This window comes from Acinetobacter venetianus RAG-1 = CIP 110063 (assembly GCF_000368585.1).
GTDB classification, from domain to species: domain Bacteria; phylum Pseudomonadota; class Gammaproteobacteria; order Pseudomonadales; family Moraxellaceae; genus Acinetobacter; species Acinetobacter venetianus.
The window spans coordinates 253621-270049 of the sequence record NZ_KB849556.1 but is presented as its reverse complement, the minus strand read 5'-3'; the positions used below and the strand labels follow the sequence as shown (position 1 = coordinate 270049).

Sequence of the window (16429 nt, the reverse complement as noted above, 5' to 3'; positions counted from 1 at the left end):
GAGATAGGTGCTCGATTTAAATTACTGCAATGTCATCTAATTTCAGTGCATTTTTGATTACTTGATACATATTAAAATTCTCATCATCAAAACAAACAAATATAACCTCTTCTACACTTCGTCCATTTCTAAGCTCATCAGCAATGCTTGTAAATGCAATCTGTGCGGCAAGCTGTTTAGGAAAACGATATATACCTGTTGAAATATTTGGAAAAGCGATAGATTTAAGTTCCAAGCTTTCAGCCAATCTAAAACTATTCAAATAAGCATTTTCCAATAATAAAGCCTCATCGTGCTGTCCATCGACCCAAGTCGGTCCAGCGGTATGAATGACATATTTCGCAGGCAAATTTCCCGCTGTCGTCATCACCGCTTCACCAACAGCACAACCTCCCTGCTTTGCTCTTATTTTTTGACAATCTGCCAAAATCGCTGCGCCACCTTTACGATGAATGGCACCATCCACACCGCCACCGCCTAAGAGAGAAGTATTGGCTGCATTCACAATCGCCTCCACAGCAATTTGAGTAATATCACATTTGATTATTTTTATCGTTTTCAAGATTTGCTCCCGTTTTGTAGTCATTGATCTATCGACAAAAAGCATGCGCTTTATCTTTTTAGATTTAAAAAGTGTAAGTACAACTTGATCTCAGATTCAATTTGCAAAAGATAAATCCTCACAGAGAGTGAGATTATTCAAAGCAAAGCGAACTTTGATTATCGCGTTGCAGAATAAAAAAATAGGGCTGAGCTTGCTGTTTTAGATCCATCCAGCCTAATACGGTATTCTCATCTATTTTTCGAAACACATCGTGAATGGGCTTTTCATCATAAATCATTGTCGCCGATATTGTCCCTCGAAACTCAGTCATCCTTAAACGTGCTTTACTGTCTTTGGTTTTTAATAGTTTCAAAGCACCAGCTAGATACTTACTGTTATTTTTCAGAAGGCTAAAATCAATATTTAGAGGCAACCATTTCGGATCAAGGAAAAATAATGCTGTTTTCTTCGTATTGAGTATCACTAGCGGATATACCGTTTCCTGATCAATAAATAGCTTCCCATACCAGCTTGCCAGCTCCAATAGTCCATTCATCGGATGACCTGTTTCTACCTCAAATCCTTTCCAGCGACCATACATAAATGAACAGTCAACCCCATCTAATTGATCATAAAACTCGATCATTTTCTGAACATCGACTTTCTTTCCTTGTGATATTTCCTGAATATTCATCATCCCTTCCCTTTTTTGTTTTATTGATCCTCAACTCAATCTGGATTGAGTCTGGTGTGATCTGCATTGTATTACAGCTAAAATAAAGGCAAAGAACTTATCATTCAATTTCCGCCGAGTAGCAGCCGAACAAAAACTTGTTGGCATATTCTCAGGCTCACTTCATGCTACACTGCTGCAAAATTTAACATCATCCACGCATCTAAGTTTATGAGTCAAAAACAGCCTTATATTCCTGGCGAATTTCAATGGGAGTTTTTACTTCCTAAGTATTGGAAAATTTGGATCGCCATTACTTTTCTTATGTTATTGGCAATTTTGCCATGGGCTATTCAATGGCGATTGGCACATGGTTTGGCAACATTATGCTGGCATTTACTTAAATCGCGCCGCAAAACGACACTACGAAATTTAGAGCTTTGCTTTCCTGAATGGTCAACTGCTGAAGTTGAAGCACAAGCAAAGCAAGTCTTTGTCGATATGATGTTAGGTGTATTTGAAACATTAAATGCTTGGTATTGTCCAAAATGGTTTAAAGGACGGCATAGCATTGAAGGTTTGGAACATATCACTCAAGCCAAAGCACAAGGCAAAGGCATATTACTGTTAGGGACACACAGTACGCTGCTCGATGCAGGAGGTTATATATGCGCACAATATTTTGACCCTGATGTGGTTTATCGTCCGCAAAATAATCCGATGTTGGATATGCTGATTTATCGTTGTCGTGCCACGATATACCAACAACAAATTGATCACGATGATATGCGTGGCTTAGTCCGTCGTTTAAAAGATGGAGGCGCGATTTGGTATAGTCCAGATCAAGACTTTGGTTTGAAACAAGGAGTGATGGCTCCATTTTTTGGTGTTCCTGCGGCAACCGTTACCGCACATCGCCGTTTATTAAAAATCTCAAAAGCCGTTGCGATCCCACTGTATTTTTATCGATATGGTGATATTCGCAATCCAAAATACAAAGTACTGATTGAGCCTATGGTTGAGAACATGCCAAGCGAAGATGAGGTTGAAGATGCCATTCGCGTCAATAAAATCATTGAAGCGCAGTTACGTATCGCACCAACACAATGGATGTGGTTTCACCGTCGTTTTAAAACACGACCTGCGGGTTATGAAAAGATCTATTAAAAAATTAAAACCCGAGTTTCGCATCCTACGAAACTCGGGCAAATGAGGTTGTGCTTTCACATTTTTTATTATCTTGCGTCCATCGCATGCATCATATCCATAATGCTTTTCCATCTCAGCGCTAGCTATCCTTAGATCGGAATTCCATTCCTGCTTCCCTGTGCTGATGTATTTAGAATAAACCTTTTGGTCTTACTGGACTATTCGCTGTAGGACTAAATCCATGTACGATATTGCTTACATCAAGGCCGTTTAATCAACCAGCTTATTTATAAGGTTGCGCTAGCTCATCAACAACCATTTTTTCTTCCTTTTCGGCCTTTTCAATCCCTTCCTGAATAGCATCTTCAGCTTCTTCAGCATCAGATGGTGTTTCGTCTAGTGATTGCTGTTGTTGTTCAAAAACCCGACCTGTTTGCAGTACCACATAAATCGGAAAGTGATCTGAACCAATATGAGACAAACGTTTCATTTCAACTAAACCAAAATCGGTACTATGAAAAATATGATCTAAAGACCATCTTAGTAAAGGATAATCAGCATGAAAGGTATTCATAAAATACCGACCAACACGTGGGTCAAGTAAGCCGCTGATGCGTTGAAATAATCGCGTTGTCCTAGACCAAGCCACGTCATTCAAATCCCCCATCACGATACAACTTTCATCTAAATCTTTAATTTGATCCCCAACGATTAATAATTCAGCATCTCGCAAAGTTGAATCTTTCGCTTCAGTGGGACTCGGTGGTTTAGGATGTAAACAATAAAGTTGAACTTGTACACCTGAACGCAACTCTAAGCAGGCATGTATTGACGGAATTTCATCGCTTAAAATAAATTTAATTTCTGATTCCAACAAAGGAAGCCGACTATATAAATGCATTCCATATAAATTATTTAATGGGACTGCAACTTTATAGCGATACTCTTGTTCTATAGGCTGCAATGCTTTCTGCCACAATTCATCTGATTCAAGCGTTAATACAATATCTGGTTGTAACTGGTAAATATGCTGGAGCAGCAATTCATACTTGTCATTTGGTGTAAGCACATTCGCAACCAACAATGAAATCTGCTGTGATTCATTTAACTGCTGTCTAGCAACGTGTTTAACTTGTTTCCTCCAGATCGGCGTATAAGGCAAGACCATTTTTAATTGGTAAGCAACAGCCGCAATTAACCCAACTAATAATAGCTCTCTGAATAATGTCCACTCGGACTTAATCAACAACAAGCCAAGTAATGTGACTAAACCCACTGCTAATATTTGTAATCTTGGAAAATCAGCTCCTCGAAACCACCATTCATCTCTAGGAATCAGTGACCATAAACTCAGCCAAATAACTACTACTGCACAAATCTCAATCCATATCATGTTAATTTTACTCTTGAGGATAGAGGGAATTTATTAATAAAGTTATGGCTTTATCAATTTTGTATCTAATACAAACAAGTTATTCCACTCAATTAAATTATCGTTTTATTTACGTAAAGCTTGCAGTTGTGGTCGCTTTTGATACACTCAAACCCCTTTAAAGTTTTTTACATACCGAGGCACAATGACATGAAAGTAGGTCTGGTCGGTTGGCGTGGGATGGTTGGTTCTGTCCTTATGCAACGTATGGTTGAAGAGAATGATTTTGCTCATATTGAGCCATTCTATTTTTCTACCAGTAATGCAGGTGGCGAAGCACCTTCATTTGGTGGTAAGACTGCCCCAGCACTTATGGATGCAACAGATATTAAAAGTCTGAAGCAAATGGATGTCATTTTAACCTGTCAAGGTGGCGACTACACATCTGAAGTTTTTCCAAAACTTAAAGCAGAAGGTTGGGATGGTTACTGGATTGATGCTGCATCTACATTACGTATGGATGATGAAGCAATTATCGTTCTTGACCCTGTCAACCTAAATGTCATCAAAGATGGTTTAGTGAATGGCACTAAAACTTTTGTTGGTGGTAACTGCACAGTTTCATTGATGCTGATGGGCTTAGGTTCTCTATTCCAAAACAATTTAGTGGAATGGGCAACTTCGATGACATATCAAGCAGCTTCAGGTGCAGGCGCGCAAAACATGCGTGAACTCATCACAGGTATGGGCTACTTGTACAACAATACTAAAGAATTACTAGATGATCCAAAGTCTGCAATTCTTGATATTGACCGTCAAATCGCAGATTTGCAACGCGGTGAAGGCTTCCCTAAAGCGAACTTTGGCGTGCCATTGGCAGGCTCGTTGATTCCTTATATCGACAAGCAACTCGAAAGCGGTCAGTCTAAGGAAGAATGGAAAGGTCAAGTTGAAACCAATAAAATTTTGGGCAATCAACAGATCGTTCCTATCGATGGTCACTGTGTTCGAATTGGTGCGATGCGCTGTCACTCTCAAGCAATTACATTAAAATTGAAAAAAGATGTAGCACTTGATGAAATCGAAGACATGATTCGTAGCTCTAGCCAATGGGCTAAAGTTGTACCGAATACACGTGAAGCATCGATGACCGATCTTACTCCTGTTGCCGTTACTGGTACTTTAACTGTACCTGTAGGCCGTTTACGCAAGTTAAATATGGGTAAAGAATATTTAGGTGCATTCACAGTGGGTGACCAACTGCTTTGGGGCGCTGCAGAACCTTTACGCCGTATGTTACGCATTTTGGTTGAATACAAGAACGCGTAAGCAAAAAACGATAGAAATCAAAAGCCGATCACATTTGATCGGCTTTTTTTATGTAATCAAACATGAAGAATTTACAATTCATTTACATCGCGGTAATGTATACTTTTGAACTGACTATAACATCACTTTTTCATGGATCGAGATGACTGTTTATAACAAATTAAAAATTGCCATTTTAACCATCTTATCTTCGCAACATCTTTATGCAATTACGCTCGATCCTTTACAAATCCAGTCTGCACCTGGCGAATTACTTTATGCTGAAATGAGTTTTCATCAGGCAGATCCAAATGCAAAATTAGAAGTCAGCCTTGCAACACCAGAAGACCTCGTTATGATTGGGGCAGCTCACCAGCCACCATCAGCACTGAATTTCTTTACCCGTCGAAATAACCGAGGCGAAGGTGTCATCGTCATTACCTCTTCTCGTCCTATGACAGATGCTGAACTCAATATTATTATTAAAATACAAGAAGATGGTGCATCACATTTAAAGCACATTAGACAACCAATTCGATCAAACATACAAAAAGTTCAAGCAGCGGCAGTAAGTAATGAAAAAGCGTTAACGCCTAAGTTTATTGTGAGTGAAAAAGATATTGCTCTCGATTTACCTGAAAGTACTCGCTTTAATACAGCATCTATACCCAAAGAGCCAACTCTAAAACAAGAGAAACTTTTAAATGCTCCGTATGAACTCCCGCCAGCTTTAGATATTGCAACTGATAAAGTATCTGTTTCTGCAGCTATCTCAGTTGTACCATCTCAAGTAGAACAAAGTGTCAGCGCTCCAGTTGCAAACAACGATACACAGCCAATAACGGCTAAAACAGCAACAGCTGGACAAAATTCTACAATCCCAACAACCAAAACAGAACTTAAAGAAACTGCTGTTACACAGACCGCAAAAAACGAACCAGTAAATGAAAGTCTTCTTGGTAAAAACCAAGATCAAGATAACCCAGAAAAACTTATTGAGAATAAAGAAGATACTATCGCTGCATATCGTGCTAAAAATAAAGAGCAACCTGTTAAGCAAAAAGCACCTCAAAACACTATACCCTCAGTTTCAGGTGAAAATACTCAACAACAGCATGTCGTAGCACGTAATGAATCTTTGTGGAGTATCGCTCATCGTATTGCGAGTCAAACACATAAACCTGTGTCGCAAGTGATGAACCAAATTAAGGCACAGAATGAACATGCATTTATTGGTGGAAATGCAAACCGACTTAGACAAGGTTCTCAATTAAATTTCAATCTAGGTAATATCCCGAGTCGTCAAAATCAAAATGTGAATCAGATTGCAGCGCAAACACCTCAACCAGCATCTGGAAAAACAAAATATCGCCTACAACAAGCTGAGATGTCGCTTGTTGCTGAAAGCAATCAAGATTCAAGTACAGGAAGTGCGAAAAAAGACACATTACAGCAAAAAACCAGTACTGACTTATCATTAAAAGTTATGACAGCTCGGGAAAAAACCGTTACATTACAACGAAACGTAACACAGTTAGAGTTGGCACTACGTCAGAAGGAACAGCGAATTCAACTCCTAAATGCTCGACTTGCCGAGCTACAAGAACGGTTGAAAGCGCAGCAGGAAACTAAAAAGCCAACACACTGAATTACGAGAAGATTCTCATAAATTTGCAAAAGCGGCTCTATCTTTAAGGGGTATAGATCATGTCAACTATAATAATTGTACTACTCGTCATCGTATTGGTAGTCGCAATCGTTTTAAAGAAACGTGGTGACAATCAAAATACAGCAGCACCTAAGAAAGGGACTGCTGCTGGAAAAGCAACGAAAAAAGCAACTGCCAAAAAGACATCACGCACAACCTTAGCACGTGAAGAGCAAGAAGCCGCTCCACTCGTAACAACTGCAATATCTGACAGTTTACGTGAAAAAATTGAACAACAGATTCAAGAACGAAACTTTCAAGCTGCAGAGGCTCAAATTAATCAAGCGTTAAAGCAAGATAACTCTCAACATGAATTATATTTATTTCTTTTAGATATCCATCTAGCCCAAAAAGATGATTTTGCGATTGATCAATTAATCAAGCATGTTCATGCTTTAAAGCTTGAAGATATTGCTCATGCAGCTGAAGCTAAAAAAAGTGAATACGAAAAAAATAAACAACCAGACTCAATTGATTTTCATTCAAATACCAACAACTTTAATCAACGTCCAACAACGACGGAAGCAGCTGCACCGCAAAATAATACAGCAGACTTTGATGCCTTAGTTCAAGCACCATCAAATCAATCTTTTGATGACTTACAAACTGAATACGTCGCGCCAGTCGAAGAAGAAAAACCTGCTGAACCTACACCAGAGGTTCAACCTTTAGACTTTAATTTCTCTTTTGAACAGAAAGAGACGCAAGTTCCTGAGGCATCTCCTACCCCTGTAGAATCTGAAACTACAGAAGTTAAAGAACAAACCCCTCTTGAATTTTCTTTCAGTCTAGAGCCAAATACAGCGACTCCAGAAGAAACCAAAGTTGAAGAAGAAGCTAAGACTGAACCAGATTTCAACTTTTCTTTAGAAACCTCGCCTGAGCCAGCAGAAGCACCTAGTCTAGACTTTAGTTTTGAACCAACGACTCAAACACCAGTAGATCAACCAGAAACTCTTGCAGAGAAAACAGAATTTTCGTTTGACCTTGCTGAACCAACGCCAGTTGCTGCGGAACAGACTACAGAGCTCACAACATCAGAACCCGCAACACAAGTCTCGTCTGTTGTTAGCAACGATCCGCTTGTTCAATCATTCCCTGACTTGCAACAACTGAATGAAGCTCAACTGAATTTGGATTTAGCTGAGCAATATATCGAATTAGGCGCTTACGAATCTGCTCGAACTTTATTACAAAACAGTCAGTCTATTTTTGATGCTGATCAACAACAAAGCTCAGAAAAGTTACTGAATAAAATAGCTTCCTGAATTTGATCAGTCTAATATAAGCAGTCTCTAAGACTGCTTTTTTTATGATGAAAAAAATCGCTTTAATCTACATGGGTGGAACTTTTGGCTGTGTTGGCGAACCACTCATGCCAATGCCTGAACAGCATTTTTTACCTTTACTCGAAAAGGTTATTCCGCCACATTTAAATGTAGACTGCTTTGCAGCACCAAGTATCAAAGACAGTAGTGCTTGTACAGCTGTAGATTGGCTTCCTCTCATACAACAAATACAACAACTGCAATTGCAGGATTATCAACATTTTGTGATTATTCACGGTACAGATACGCTCAGTTATGCAGCAGCGACCCTTGCGCGCTTCTTAGGTCAATCTTGCCATGCCATCATCACAGGTAGCCAATATCCTCTACTTAATATCGATGGTAACGATACCAGAGAATTCACTGATGCAACTAGCAACCTATATTTAGCGTTAGAACAGGTGCAAGTACTTCCAGCAGGAGTATATCTTGGATTCAATAACCAAGTTTTCCATGCTCAAACCACTCTTAAAGTTCATACTACCGATTTAAATGCATTTGCTGGAGTTGATGCAAACCTAGATTGTAAGACCGCGACCAAAATGCTCGTTGTACAGAATGAACATATTGAAAAAGTCGCTCATTTAAGTGTATTCAATCTAATGCTTCAACCGATTGGACAACTCCAATTACAACAACAACTTGAAAATATCTTATCCAATCCTCCTCACTTTTTAATCTTACAAGGATTTGGTACAGGCAATATCGCAATCAATGATCAACTCATTACATTATTTGAAGCTCTATTTAGCAAAGGATGTATTTGTATCATTAGTTCTCAAGTGACTTTTGGACAATTAGATCAACGTTATGCGATTAGTTCTTGGGTAAATACAGCGAAAGTTTTGGTCAATGATTGTCTAAGCCATGCTGATTTATATGCAAAAGCGCTGCAAATGTATTTAAAATACCCATCCCCTGATCAACGTTTTGATCAATGGAATCAGCATTTATCTTGAGGTTTAAATATGCAACGTTATGCAATCGGTATTGAATTTTGCGGTACTCAATACCGTGGTTGGCAAACTCAACAAGCTGGCGTTGTAAGTGTCCAAGAAACCATTGAGAAAGTCCTCAGTAAAATTGCCAATGAACCGATTATTGTTCATGCTGCTGGACGTACCGATGCTGGGGTTCATGCGACCAACATGGTTGCTCATTTTGATACAGAGGCAATTCGACCAGAGCGCGGCTGGATGATGGGCGCAAACAGTCAGTTACCGAAAGATATTTCAATCCAATGGATCAAATGTATGGATGAAAATTTCCATGCACGATTTAAAGCGACTGCTCGACGTTATCGATATATTGTTTATAACGCACCTCATCGCCCTGCTCTGCTACATAAACAGGTTACACACATCTATTCTGAACTTGATATTGATAAAATGATTGCAGCCGCATCTAAGTTTGAAGGTACACATAACTTCGAGTCATTCAGAGCTGCTGCATGTCAATCAAATCAGCCCGTTCGCCATGTTAAGCACTGCCGCTTATTCCAACATGGTCGTTATTTGGTCTTAGACATACAAGCAGATGGCTTCTTACATCACATGGTTCGCAATATCATGGGATGTTTGCTTGAAATTGGCCAAGGCATGTATGAAATTGAACACATTGATACCATGTTTGCAGCGCAAGATCGTAAAGCTGCTGGCGTTACTGCACCACCTGATGGCTTATACTTCATCCAGTGCTATTACCCTGATCAATTTGAATTGCCTCAGCCACCCCTTGGGCCACAATGGTTAAATTTACCAGAATAAAAAAAGCCTTATCAATAACGATAAGGCTTTAAAATTCCTCACACCATTAACGTTGTTTACGCTTCCGATACTCAACTGGTGTTTCATTCGTCCAACGTTTAAATGCTCGATAGAACGTACTTGGTTCAGAGAAACCCGTTAAATACACAATACGCTCTACGCTTTCATTGGTATTTGCCAATAACTTTTTCGCTAAACGACAACGATAGTCCGATAAAATTTGCTGAAAACTAGTATTCGCTTCGCTTAACTGTGTTCTTAAACGGCGTGGCGTAATACTAAGTTGTGCAGCCACTGTTTCTAACGTTGTCTCACCACTTTCAAGTGTTGAGCCGATTGCACGGCGTACTTCACCGACTAAATCATAACGAGCAAGTTCTTGCAGCTTTTCAATTGCAAGCTGCTCATGTAATTGTAGTAATTCAGGTTCAGCCTGCCATAAAGGATAGTCCAAAACTGCCATATCAAAATATAAGCGCGTTTCTCTCTGACCTAAACTAACTGAGCATCCATAAACACGGAAATACTCGTCATCATCCGCACCCTCATTGAAATTAAAATCAATGAAAATCGGTTGAAACTGACCTTCCGTAATAAATTTAAAAAAACGTAAGATTCCTGACATCGCACATTCAGAAAAATGGCGATTCACTAAATTATCAGACCAATACTGTTCGCCGTTACTTAAGTAACAACGCCCATCTTCAATCACCAACTTAGCGTCAAAAGCATCACTAATTAAACGCTGATAAGCCAAAGCTCGCTTGAGCCCCTCACCAAAAGTCTCACTACTGATAAACAAATGCTCGATCACTTGACCACGATACAGTGGTAAATGCTCACCTAAATGCAAACCGATATCTGGGTCATTGCTCACTTCCTGTGCCGCAATCCAGAATGCATTTTGTGCACTCAGTGGGGTTCTTGCATTTGTATCAACTTGATTTAGTGCTACACCTGCTTTTGTTAGAATCTCTTCAGTTGGTAATCCTGCTTTACGAATTGCCTGATAACCAAAGCGCAATACAACCGATGCATCTGTTAACTGACCCACGCAGTGCCCTTCCCTGTAGATACGTTATTGTGACAATAAACAATAATTTTAGATTAACGTTGATTGACCAAACTGACAACACTATTCTGCTTCTTTTGTTAAAAAAAAATGAGGATTGTCTGACAGTTTTTTCCAATTCATCTGTACAAGCTTTGCTAAGAGAGCGTCTTGTAAATTTCAAATAAATTGACTATAATTTGCGCCTTTCCAATTTGATCATCAGGTAGGCTATGGCCAATAAAGAGGAACTCATTGAGTTCGAAGGCGTTGTCACCGAAACGCTTCCTAATACGATGTTCCGTGTACGTTTAGAAAACGGTCACGAAGTTATTGCACACATTTCTGGTAAAATGCGTAAACACTACATCCGTATTTTGACAGGTGACAGTGTTAAAGTTGAAATGACACCTTATGACTTAACTAAGGGTCGTATCACTTATCGTGCGCGCTAAGTCAGATTAGTGAATGCAAAAAAGCCACATGATTGTGGCTTTTTTTACGCTTATTCTTAAATTATTCGCTCAGACGTGTGGTTTTACACCCTACAGTTTGGCACTCGCGTAGGCGCTCTAATAGCCAATGGTTGCGTTCCTGAGTAGTGCTCAACCGACATTCCACATCAACGCTGTTTTGCTGCGAATCGGTACAACTTGCATCCCGATGACGTATCCAAGCCAGCTGCGACTTTTTTAGAATCTTTTGTTGCGTTTCATTGAGATGTTTGCGTAACTGCTGATAATTCTTATTTAAGTCAGCATCAGCACTGGCATAAATCTTATTAGTGCAGTAAATATCATCATAAGTATTACGCGCTTTATCACAATTATCTGCATAGCTTAATGTCGCAACGACATAACACAAAAGACCAAGCACTATCTTATGCATCAAATTTTCTCGATAACTTAATTATGCGACATATCTAATCACATTTTGTTATGCTTGAACATTACTCAGAAATAGACAAGTTTGTATATTTTTGTTTCCCGATTAGAATAGTGATCGATTATAATAAATTCAAAGATTTATTTTAGAAATAAAGGAATATTCATGCGGAATTATAAGTTTTATATATTATCTATAGCGCTCATTTTACAAGGCTGTGCAACCCCTGGCTGGCGCTCGGTTCAACTACAAGACTACTTACAACCTTATATCGGTCAATCAGCAGATAACATTCAGCAAAATCTTAATCTCAAGAGCCTAGGCTTCCAAACTCTAAAACAACCAACCCAAACTGACCAGCAGTTAGTTTTTACCGTACTTCGCCCAATTAATATTCCTATTCCAATGAATATGGGAACTTCAGATGGTTCTCGCCTTTCAACAGTTACGACATATAGCCAATCTTACGATGTCAATTTTTACTGCCATATTATTTTTGAGCTTGATCAGCAAAAAATTGCACGTTCTATTCGTTATGAAGGAAAAGCCTGCTAACAACAAATAAAAAATGCAGCACACGCTGCATTTTTTATAGATCAGATTTTTAGCCTAACACAGCAACAACAGCATCGCCCATTGCATCTGTACCGACTTTGCTCATTCCTTCTGACATAATATCTGCTGTACGCAAACCTTGGTCTAAAACTTGACCTACTGCATCTTCAATCGCTTTTGCCGCAGCTTCTTCACGGAAGGTATAACGCAACATCATCGCAACAGATAAAATCGTTGCAAGTGGGTTTGCAACATTTTTTCCAGCGATATCTGGTGCTGACCCATGGCAAGGTTCATACATACCTTTACCATTTTCATCTAAAGATGCTGAAGGCAACATGCCAATTGAACCCGTCAACATTGCTGCTTCGTCAGACAAGATATCACCAAATAAGTTACCTGTTACGATGACATCAAATTGTTTTGGTGCACGAACAAGTTGCATTGCTGCATTATCGACATACATATGTGAAAGCTGAATATTTGAATACTGTGCTTGTTGTAAGTCAGTCACTGTTTGCTTCCAAAGCTCAGTAACCTCCAATACATTTGCTTTATCAACAGAACAAACTTTTCCACCACGCAAGCCAGCTAATTCAAAAGCAACTTTGGCGATACGTTTAATTTCACTTTCTGAATAAACGTCAGTGTTATAACCTTGTTTTTCACCGTTTTCTAATTCTCGGATACCACGTGGTTGACCAAAGTAAATACCACCTGTTAATTCACGAACAATCAGAATATCTAAACCAGCAACAACTTCTGGTTTTAAGCTCGAAGCATCTGCCAATTGAGGATAAAGAATTGCTGGACGTAAATTTGCGAATAAATTTAATTCACTACGGATTTTCAACAATCCACGTTCTGGACGAATTGAACGTTCAATCGTGTCCCATTTAGGTCCGCCTACAGCACCCAATAAAATCGCATCTGCTTTTTGAGCTTGTGCACTTGTCACTGCTGGATATGGTTCACCATGGGCATCAATTGCTGAGCCACCCAGTAAACCATGTTCCCATGTCAAACCTAAATTAAATTTATCATTGACCTTTGTCAGTACTTTCTCAGCAGCACCAACAATTTCAGGACCAATCCCATCACCCGCTAAAATTAAAATATGTTTTGACATCTACTTTTCCAATTTCATCCACACAGCATTCAAGCTGCTATTTGATTAAATCTTTTTTTCAACAAATTCGCCCAAACCTGTCTTTACATCATACGGACGGCAGAATCGACGAATCATGCGCTCTTCTTGCAATAGATCAACACACAAAGGATCTGGAGCTGATGCATTAAGCAAGTTTTCTACACGATTTGCTCTATCTCGGTACATTTTAAAGGTATAGCGCGTATGCGGTTTAAACGCATGGATGATATGAAAAGTTTCAGCACGATCTGGGGAAATTGGATAATAGCGAATAACCACTTCATATTGCTTAGCAGGTACACTCAAGTAAACCTGTTGATTTCGGCTTAAAATCGAACCATGTAACCGAACAATGCCTTTTTCTATGGCCTGTTGGCTTACACGATGCGATTTAGCATCAATCACACCAATATCATTAATTCTTTCGAATTCACAATTATCCACGCCTGAACAATATAAAGTCGCATTGTTCGCTTTGTCTTCTAATGTATTTTGTGCAATACGAACTTGGTCAACCACAGTCGTTGTGTTTTGACACGCAGTTAACGTTGTACCCACACTTAAACACAGCAAAATACTGCGAGCGAATTTTGTTTTCATTATTCAAGCCCAGTCCTCATATCATGCAAACATGCAAGCAAATCTTCTTCGCTAGCATGTTAACAAGAGTTCAATCTCTGCGCTACGGCTATGTTTAAAATGTCCCTCGACATTTAGTCATGTTTACATTTAAAAAATGTAAGTGAGACTTAAGCTTTGATATCCTTAAATACCCAAGGACGTGCTTGTTTTGCTTTTTCCTCAAAAGCACGGATGTCATCCGCAGCTTGCAATGTCAAACCAATATCATCCAAACCATTGAGTAAACAATGTTTACGGAATGGATCAATTTCAAATTTAAATGCTTCGCCTTTCGGTGTACGTACTTCTTGTGCATCTAAATCAATCGTAAGCTGATAACCTTCTTGTTCACACTCTTTAAATAACTGATCAACGATCTCCTCTGACAAGATCACAGGTAACATGCCATTCTTAAAGCAGTTATTAAAGAAAATATCAGCAAAGCTAGGTGCGATCACGGTACGGAAACCGTATTCATTGAGTGCCCAAGGTGCATGTTCACGACTTGAGCCACAACCGAAATTGGTACGAGCCAATAAAATAGTTGAGCCTTGAAAACGCGGTTTATTCAAAACAAAGTCAGGATTCTTTGGACGCTTACTAATATCTTGTCCTAAATAACCCTCATCTAAATAACGTAACTCATCAAATAAGTTATCGCCAAATCCCGTACGTTTGATCGATTTCAAAAACTGCTTCGGAATAATTAAATCCGTATCTACATTGGCACGGTCTAAAGGCGCAACAATACCTTGTTCTACAGTATATTTTTCCATGACTTTGCTCCCTTAGAATGAACGAACATCAACAAAATGACCTGCAATCGCCGCCGCTGCCGCCATCGCTGGACTTACTAAATGTGTACGCCCACCATTACCCTGACGACCTTCAAAGTTACGATTTGAAGTCGATGCACAATGCTCACCTGGTTGTAATTTATCTGCATTCATCGCCAAACACATTGAACAACCTGGTTCACGCCATTCAAAACCTGCCTCTAAGAAGATTTGGTCTAAACCTTCATTCTCAGCTTGTTGTTTCACTAAACCTGAACCCGGCACGATCATCGCTTGTTTAATACTTGACGCGACTTTACGACCTTTCACAACTTCAGCCGCAGCACGAATGTCTTCAATACGAGAATTGGTACATGAACCAATAAACACGCGGTCTAATTGGATATCTGCCAATGCCTGACCTGCAGTTAAGCCCATGTATTGGTAAGCACGCGTCCAATCATTACGCTGCACATCATCTTTTGCTTGTTCTAAGGTCGGAACAGCTTGAGAAACAGGAATCACCATTTCTGGAGACGTTCCCCAAGACACTTGAGGTTCGATCTCTGCACCATTCAACACAACAACTGCATCAAATACGGCATCTTCGTCTGAATGCAACGTGTTCCAATACTCGACTGCTTGATTCCACTCTTCGCCTTGTGGCGCATAGTTGCGGTCTTTGACATAAGCAATCGTTTTATCATCTACAGCTACCATGCCCACACGTGCACCCGCTTCGATTGCCATGTTACATACTGTCATACGCCCTTCAATCGACATATCACGGAAAACTTGACCACCGAACTCAATCGCATAACCAGTACCCCCCGCTGTACCAATCTTGCCAATGATTGCCAAAACAACATCTTTTGACGTGACGCCTGTACCCAATACACCATCAACACGCACTAACATGTTCTTAGATTTCTTTTGTACTAAGCATTGTGTTGCCAATACATGCTCAACTTCAGATGTACCGATACCATGTGCTAAACAACCAAAAGCGCCATGTGTTGCTGTATGTGAATCACCACAAACAACGGTCATACCAGGTAAGGTCAAACCTTGCTCTGGCCCAACTACATGCGCAATCCCTTGACGAATATCGTTGATACCAAACTCAGTGATATTAAAAGTTTTACAGTTATCATCTAAGGTTTGAACTTGGATACGTGAGGTATCATCTTCAATCCCTGCAATACCTTGTTCACGTTCCTTTTTAGAGGTCGGTACATTGTGGTCAGGTGTTGCGACATTGGCACTTAAACGCCATGGTTTACGTCCTGCAAGCTGTAAACCTTCAAATGCTTGTGGACTAGTCACTTCATGTAATAAATGACGATCAATGTAAATTAAACACGATCCATCATCACGCTCAGTGACTAAATGATCATCCCATAATTTGTCATATAATGTTTTGCCTGCCATGTCTTCGCTCTCCGTAGTGCTTGCCATAGGACTAGGTATTTGTAATCTTAGCTTGATTATAACAACTGTTTCACATAAATCTAATTTATCATTTTTATTAATTAAAAAACTT

At 39.5% G+C, this 16429-nt stretch carries 17 protein-coding genes; 8 read left to right on the top strand and 9 right to left on the bottom strand.

The features are described 5' to 3' along the window. Positions 1-16: 16 nt before the first annotated feature. Both F959_RS01300 and F959_RS01295 read right to left on the bottom strand, forming a co-directional pair. A complete protein-coding gene (locus tag F959_RS01300) occupies positions 17-586 on the bottom strand; it encodes an O-acetyl-ADP-ribose deacetylase (protein WP_004876683.1) in 570 nt (189 codons plus the stop codon). A gap of 109 nt (positions 587-695) precedes the next feature. Continuing rightward, complete coding sequence (locus tag F959_RS01295) at positions 696-1238, bottom strand: DUF4334 domain-containing protein (RefSeq protein WP_004876680.1); 543 nt, start codon at positions 1236-1238, stop codon at positions 696-698. 210 nt (positions 1239-1448) lie between these two features. Between F959_RS01295 and F959_RS01290 the strand changes: the two genes are divergently transcribed. Beyond that, positions 1449-2384, top strand: coding sequence for an LpxL/LpxP family acyltransferase (locus tag F959_RS01290; RefSeq protein WP_004876678.1), 936 nt, complete (start codon positions 1449-1451; stop codon positions 2382-2384). Between the two features lie 265 nt (positions 2385-2649). Here the strand turns inward: F959_RS01290 and F959_RS01285 are convergent, their stop codons facing one another. Beyond that, positions 2650-3759 (bottom strand): endonuclease/exonuclease/phosphatase family protein, encoded by a 1110-nt coding sequence (locus F959_RS01285; RefSeq protein WP_004876677.1) that lies wholly within the window; start codon positions 3757-3759, stop codon positions 2650-2652. Between the two features lie 189 nt (positions 3760-3948). Here F959_RS01285 and asd point away from each other — a divergent pair, with 189 nt between their 5' ends. The 5 genes from asd (at position 3949) to truA (ending at position 9848) form a co-directional block, all read left to right on the top strand. Next, positions 3949-5067, top strand: a complete 1119-nt coding sequence (asd, locus tag F959_RS01280) for an aspartate-semialdehyde dehydrogenase (RefSeq protein WP_004876674.1) — start codon at positions 3949-3951, stop codon at positions 5065-5067. Positions 5068-5209: 142 nt separating this feature from the next. Beyond that, entirely contained in the window at positions 5210-6694 is a 1485-nt protein-coding gene (locus F959_RS01275; RefSeq protein ID WP_004876672.1) for a type IV pilus assembly protein FimV, read from the top strand. A gap of 59 nt (positions 6695-6753) precedes the next feature. Then, complete coding sequence (locus F959_RS01270) at positions 6754-8022, top strand: FimV/HubP family polar landmark protein (protein ID WP_004876670.1); 1269 nt, start codon at positions 6754-6756, stop codon at positions 8020-8022. Between the two features lie 47 nt (positions 8023-8069). After that, positions 8070-9041 carry an asparaginase domain-containing protein gene (locus F959_RS01265; RefSeq protein ID WP_017196819.1) on the top strand — a complete coding sequence of 324 codons (972 nt, stop codon included), beginning with the start codon at positions 8070-8072 and terminating at the stop codon, positions 9039-9041. Between the two features lie 9 nt (positions 9042-9050). Continuing rightward, a complete protein-coding gene (gene truA, locus F959_RS01260) occupies positions 9051-9848 on the top strand; it encodes a tRNA pseudouridine(38-40) synthase TruA (protein WP_004876668.1) in 798 nt (265 codons plus the stop codon). Between the two features lie 46 nt (positions 9849-9894). Here truA and F959_RS01255 read toward each other — a convergent pair whose 3' ends face one another. Then, positions 9895-10902, bottom strand: coding sequence for an AraC family transcriptional regulator (locus F959_RS01255; RefSeq protein WP_004876667.1), 1008 nt, complete (start codon positions 10900-10902; stop codon positions 9895-9897). Positions 10903-11132: 230 nt separating this feature from the next. Between F959_RS01255 and infA the strand changes: the two genes are divergently transcribed. Beyond that, a complete protein-coding gene (infA, locus tag F959_RS01250) occupies positions 11133-11354 on the top strand; it encodes a translation initiation factor IF-1 (RefSeq protein ID WP_001284370.1) in 222 nt (73 codons plus the stop codon). A gap of 61 nt (positions 11355-11415) precedes the next feature. On the opposite strand, the gene F959_RS01245 is transcribed toward infA, so the two are convergent. Then, a complete protein-coding gene (locus F959_RS01245; protein WP_004876666.1) occupies positions 11416-11787 on the bottom strand; it encodes a lysozyme inhibitor LprI family protein in 372 nt (123 codons plus the stop codon). Between the two features lie 162 nt (positions 11788-11949). On the opposite strand from F959_RS01245, the gene F959_RS01240 reads away from it, so the two are divergent. Beyond that, complete coding sequence (locus tag F959_RS01240; RefSeq protein ID WP_004876665.1) at positions 11950-12339, top strand: hypothetical protein; 390 nt, start codon at positions 11950-11952, stop codon at positions 12337-12339. Between the two features lie 49 nt (positions 12340-12388). On the opposite strand, the gene leuB is transcribed toward F959_RS01240, so the two are convergent. From leuB to leuC, 4 genes are all read right to left on the bottom strand, one after another. Continuing rightward, positions 12389-13468 (bottom strand): 3-isopropylmalate dehydrogenase, encoded by a 1080-nt coding sequence (leuB, locus tag F959_RS01235; protein ID WP_004876664.1) that lies wholly within the window; start codon positions 13466-13468, stop codon positions 12389-12391. A gap of 45 nt (positions 13469-13513) precedes the next feature. Beyond that, entirely contained in the window at positions 13514-14089 is a 576-nt protein-coding gene (locus tag F959_RS01230) for a hypothetical protein (RefSeq protein ID WP_004876663.1), read from the bottom strand. Positions 14090-14238: 149 nt separating this feature from the next. Then, positions 14239-14886: a 3-isopropylmalate dehydratase small subunit gene (gene leuD, locus F959_RS01225; RefSeq protein ID WP_004876662.1), complete on the bottom strand. Its 648-nt coding sequence runs from the start codon at positions 14884-14886 to the stop codon at positions 14239-14241. Positions 14887-14898: 12 nt separating this feature from the next. Further along, positions 14899-16317, bottom strand: a complete 1419-nt coding sequence (gene leuC, locus F959_RS01220; RefSeq protein ID WP_004876661.1) for a 3-isopropylmalate dehydratase large subunit — start codon at positions 16315-16317, stop codon at positions 14899-14901. Between the last annotated feature and the right edge of the window lie 112 nt (positions 16318-16429).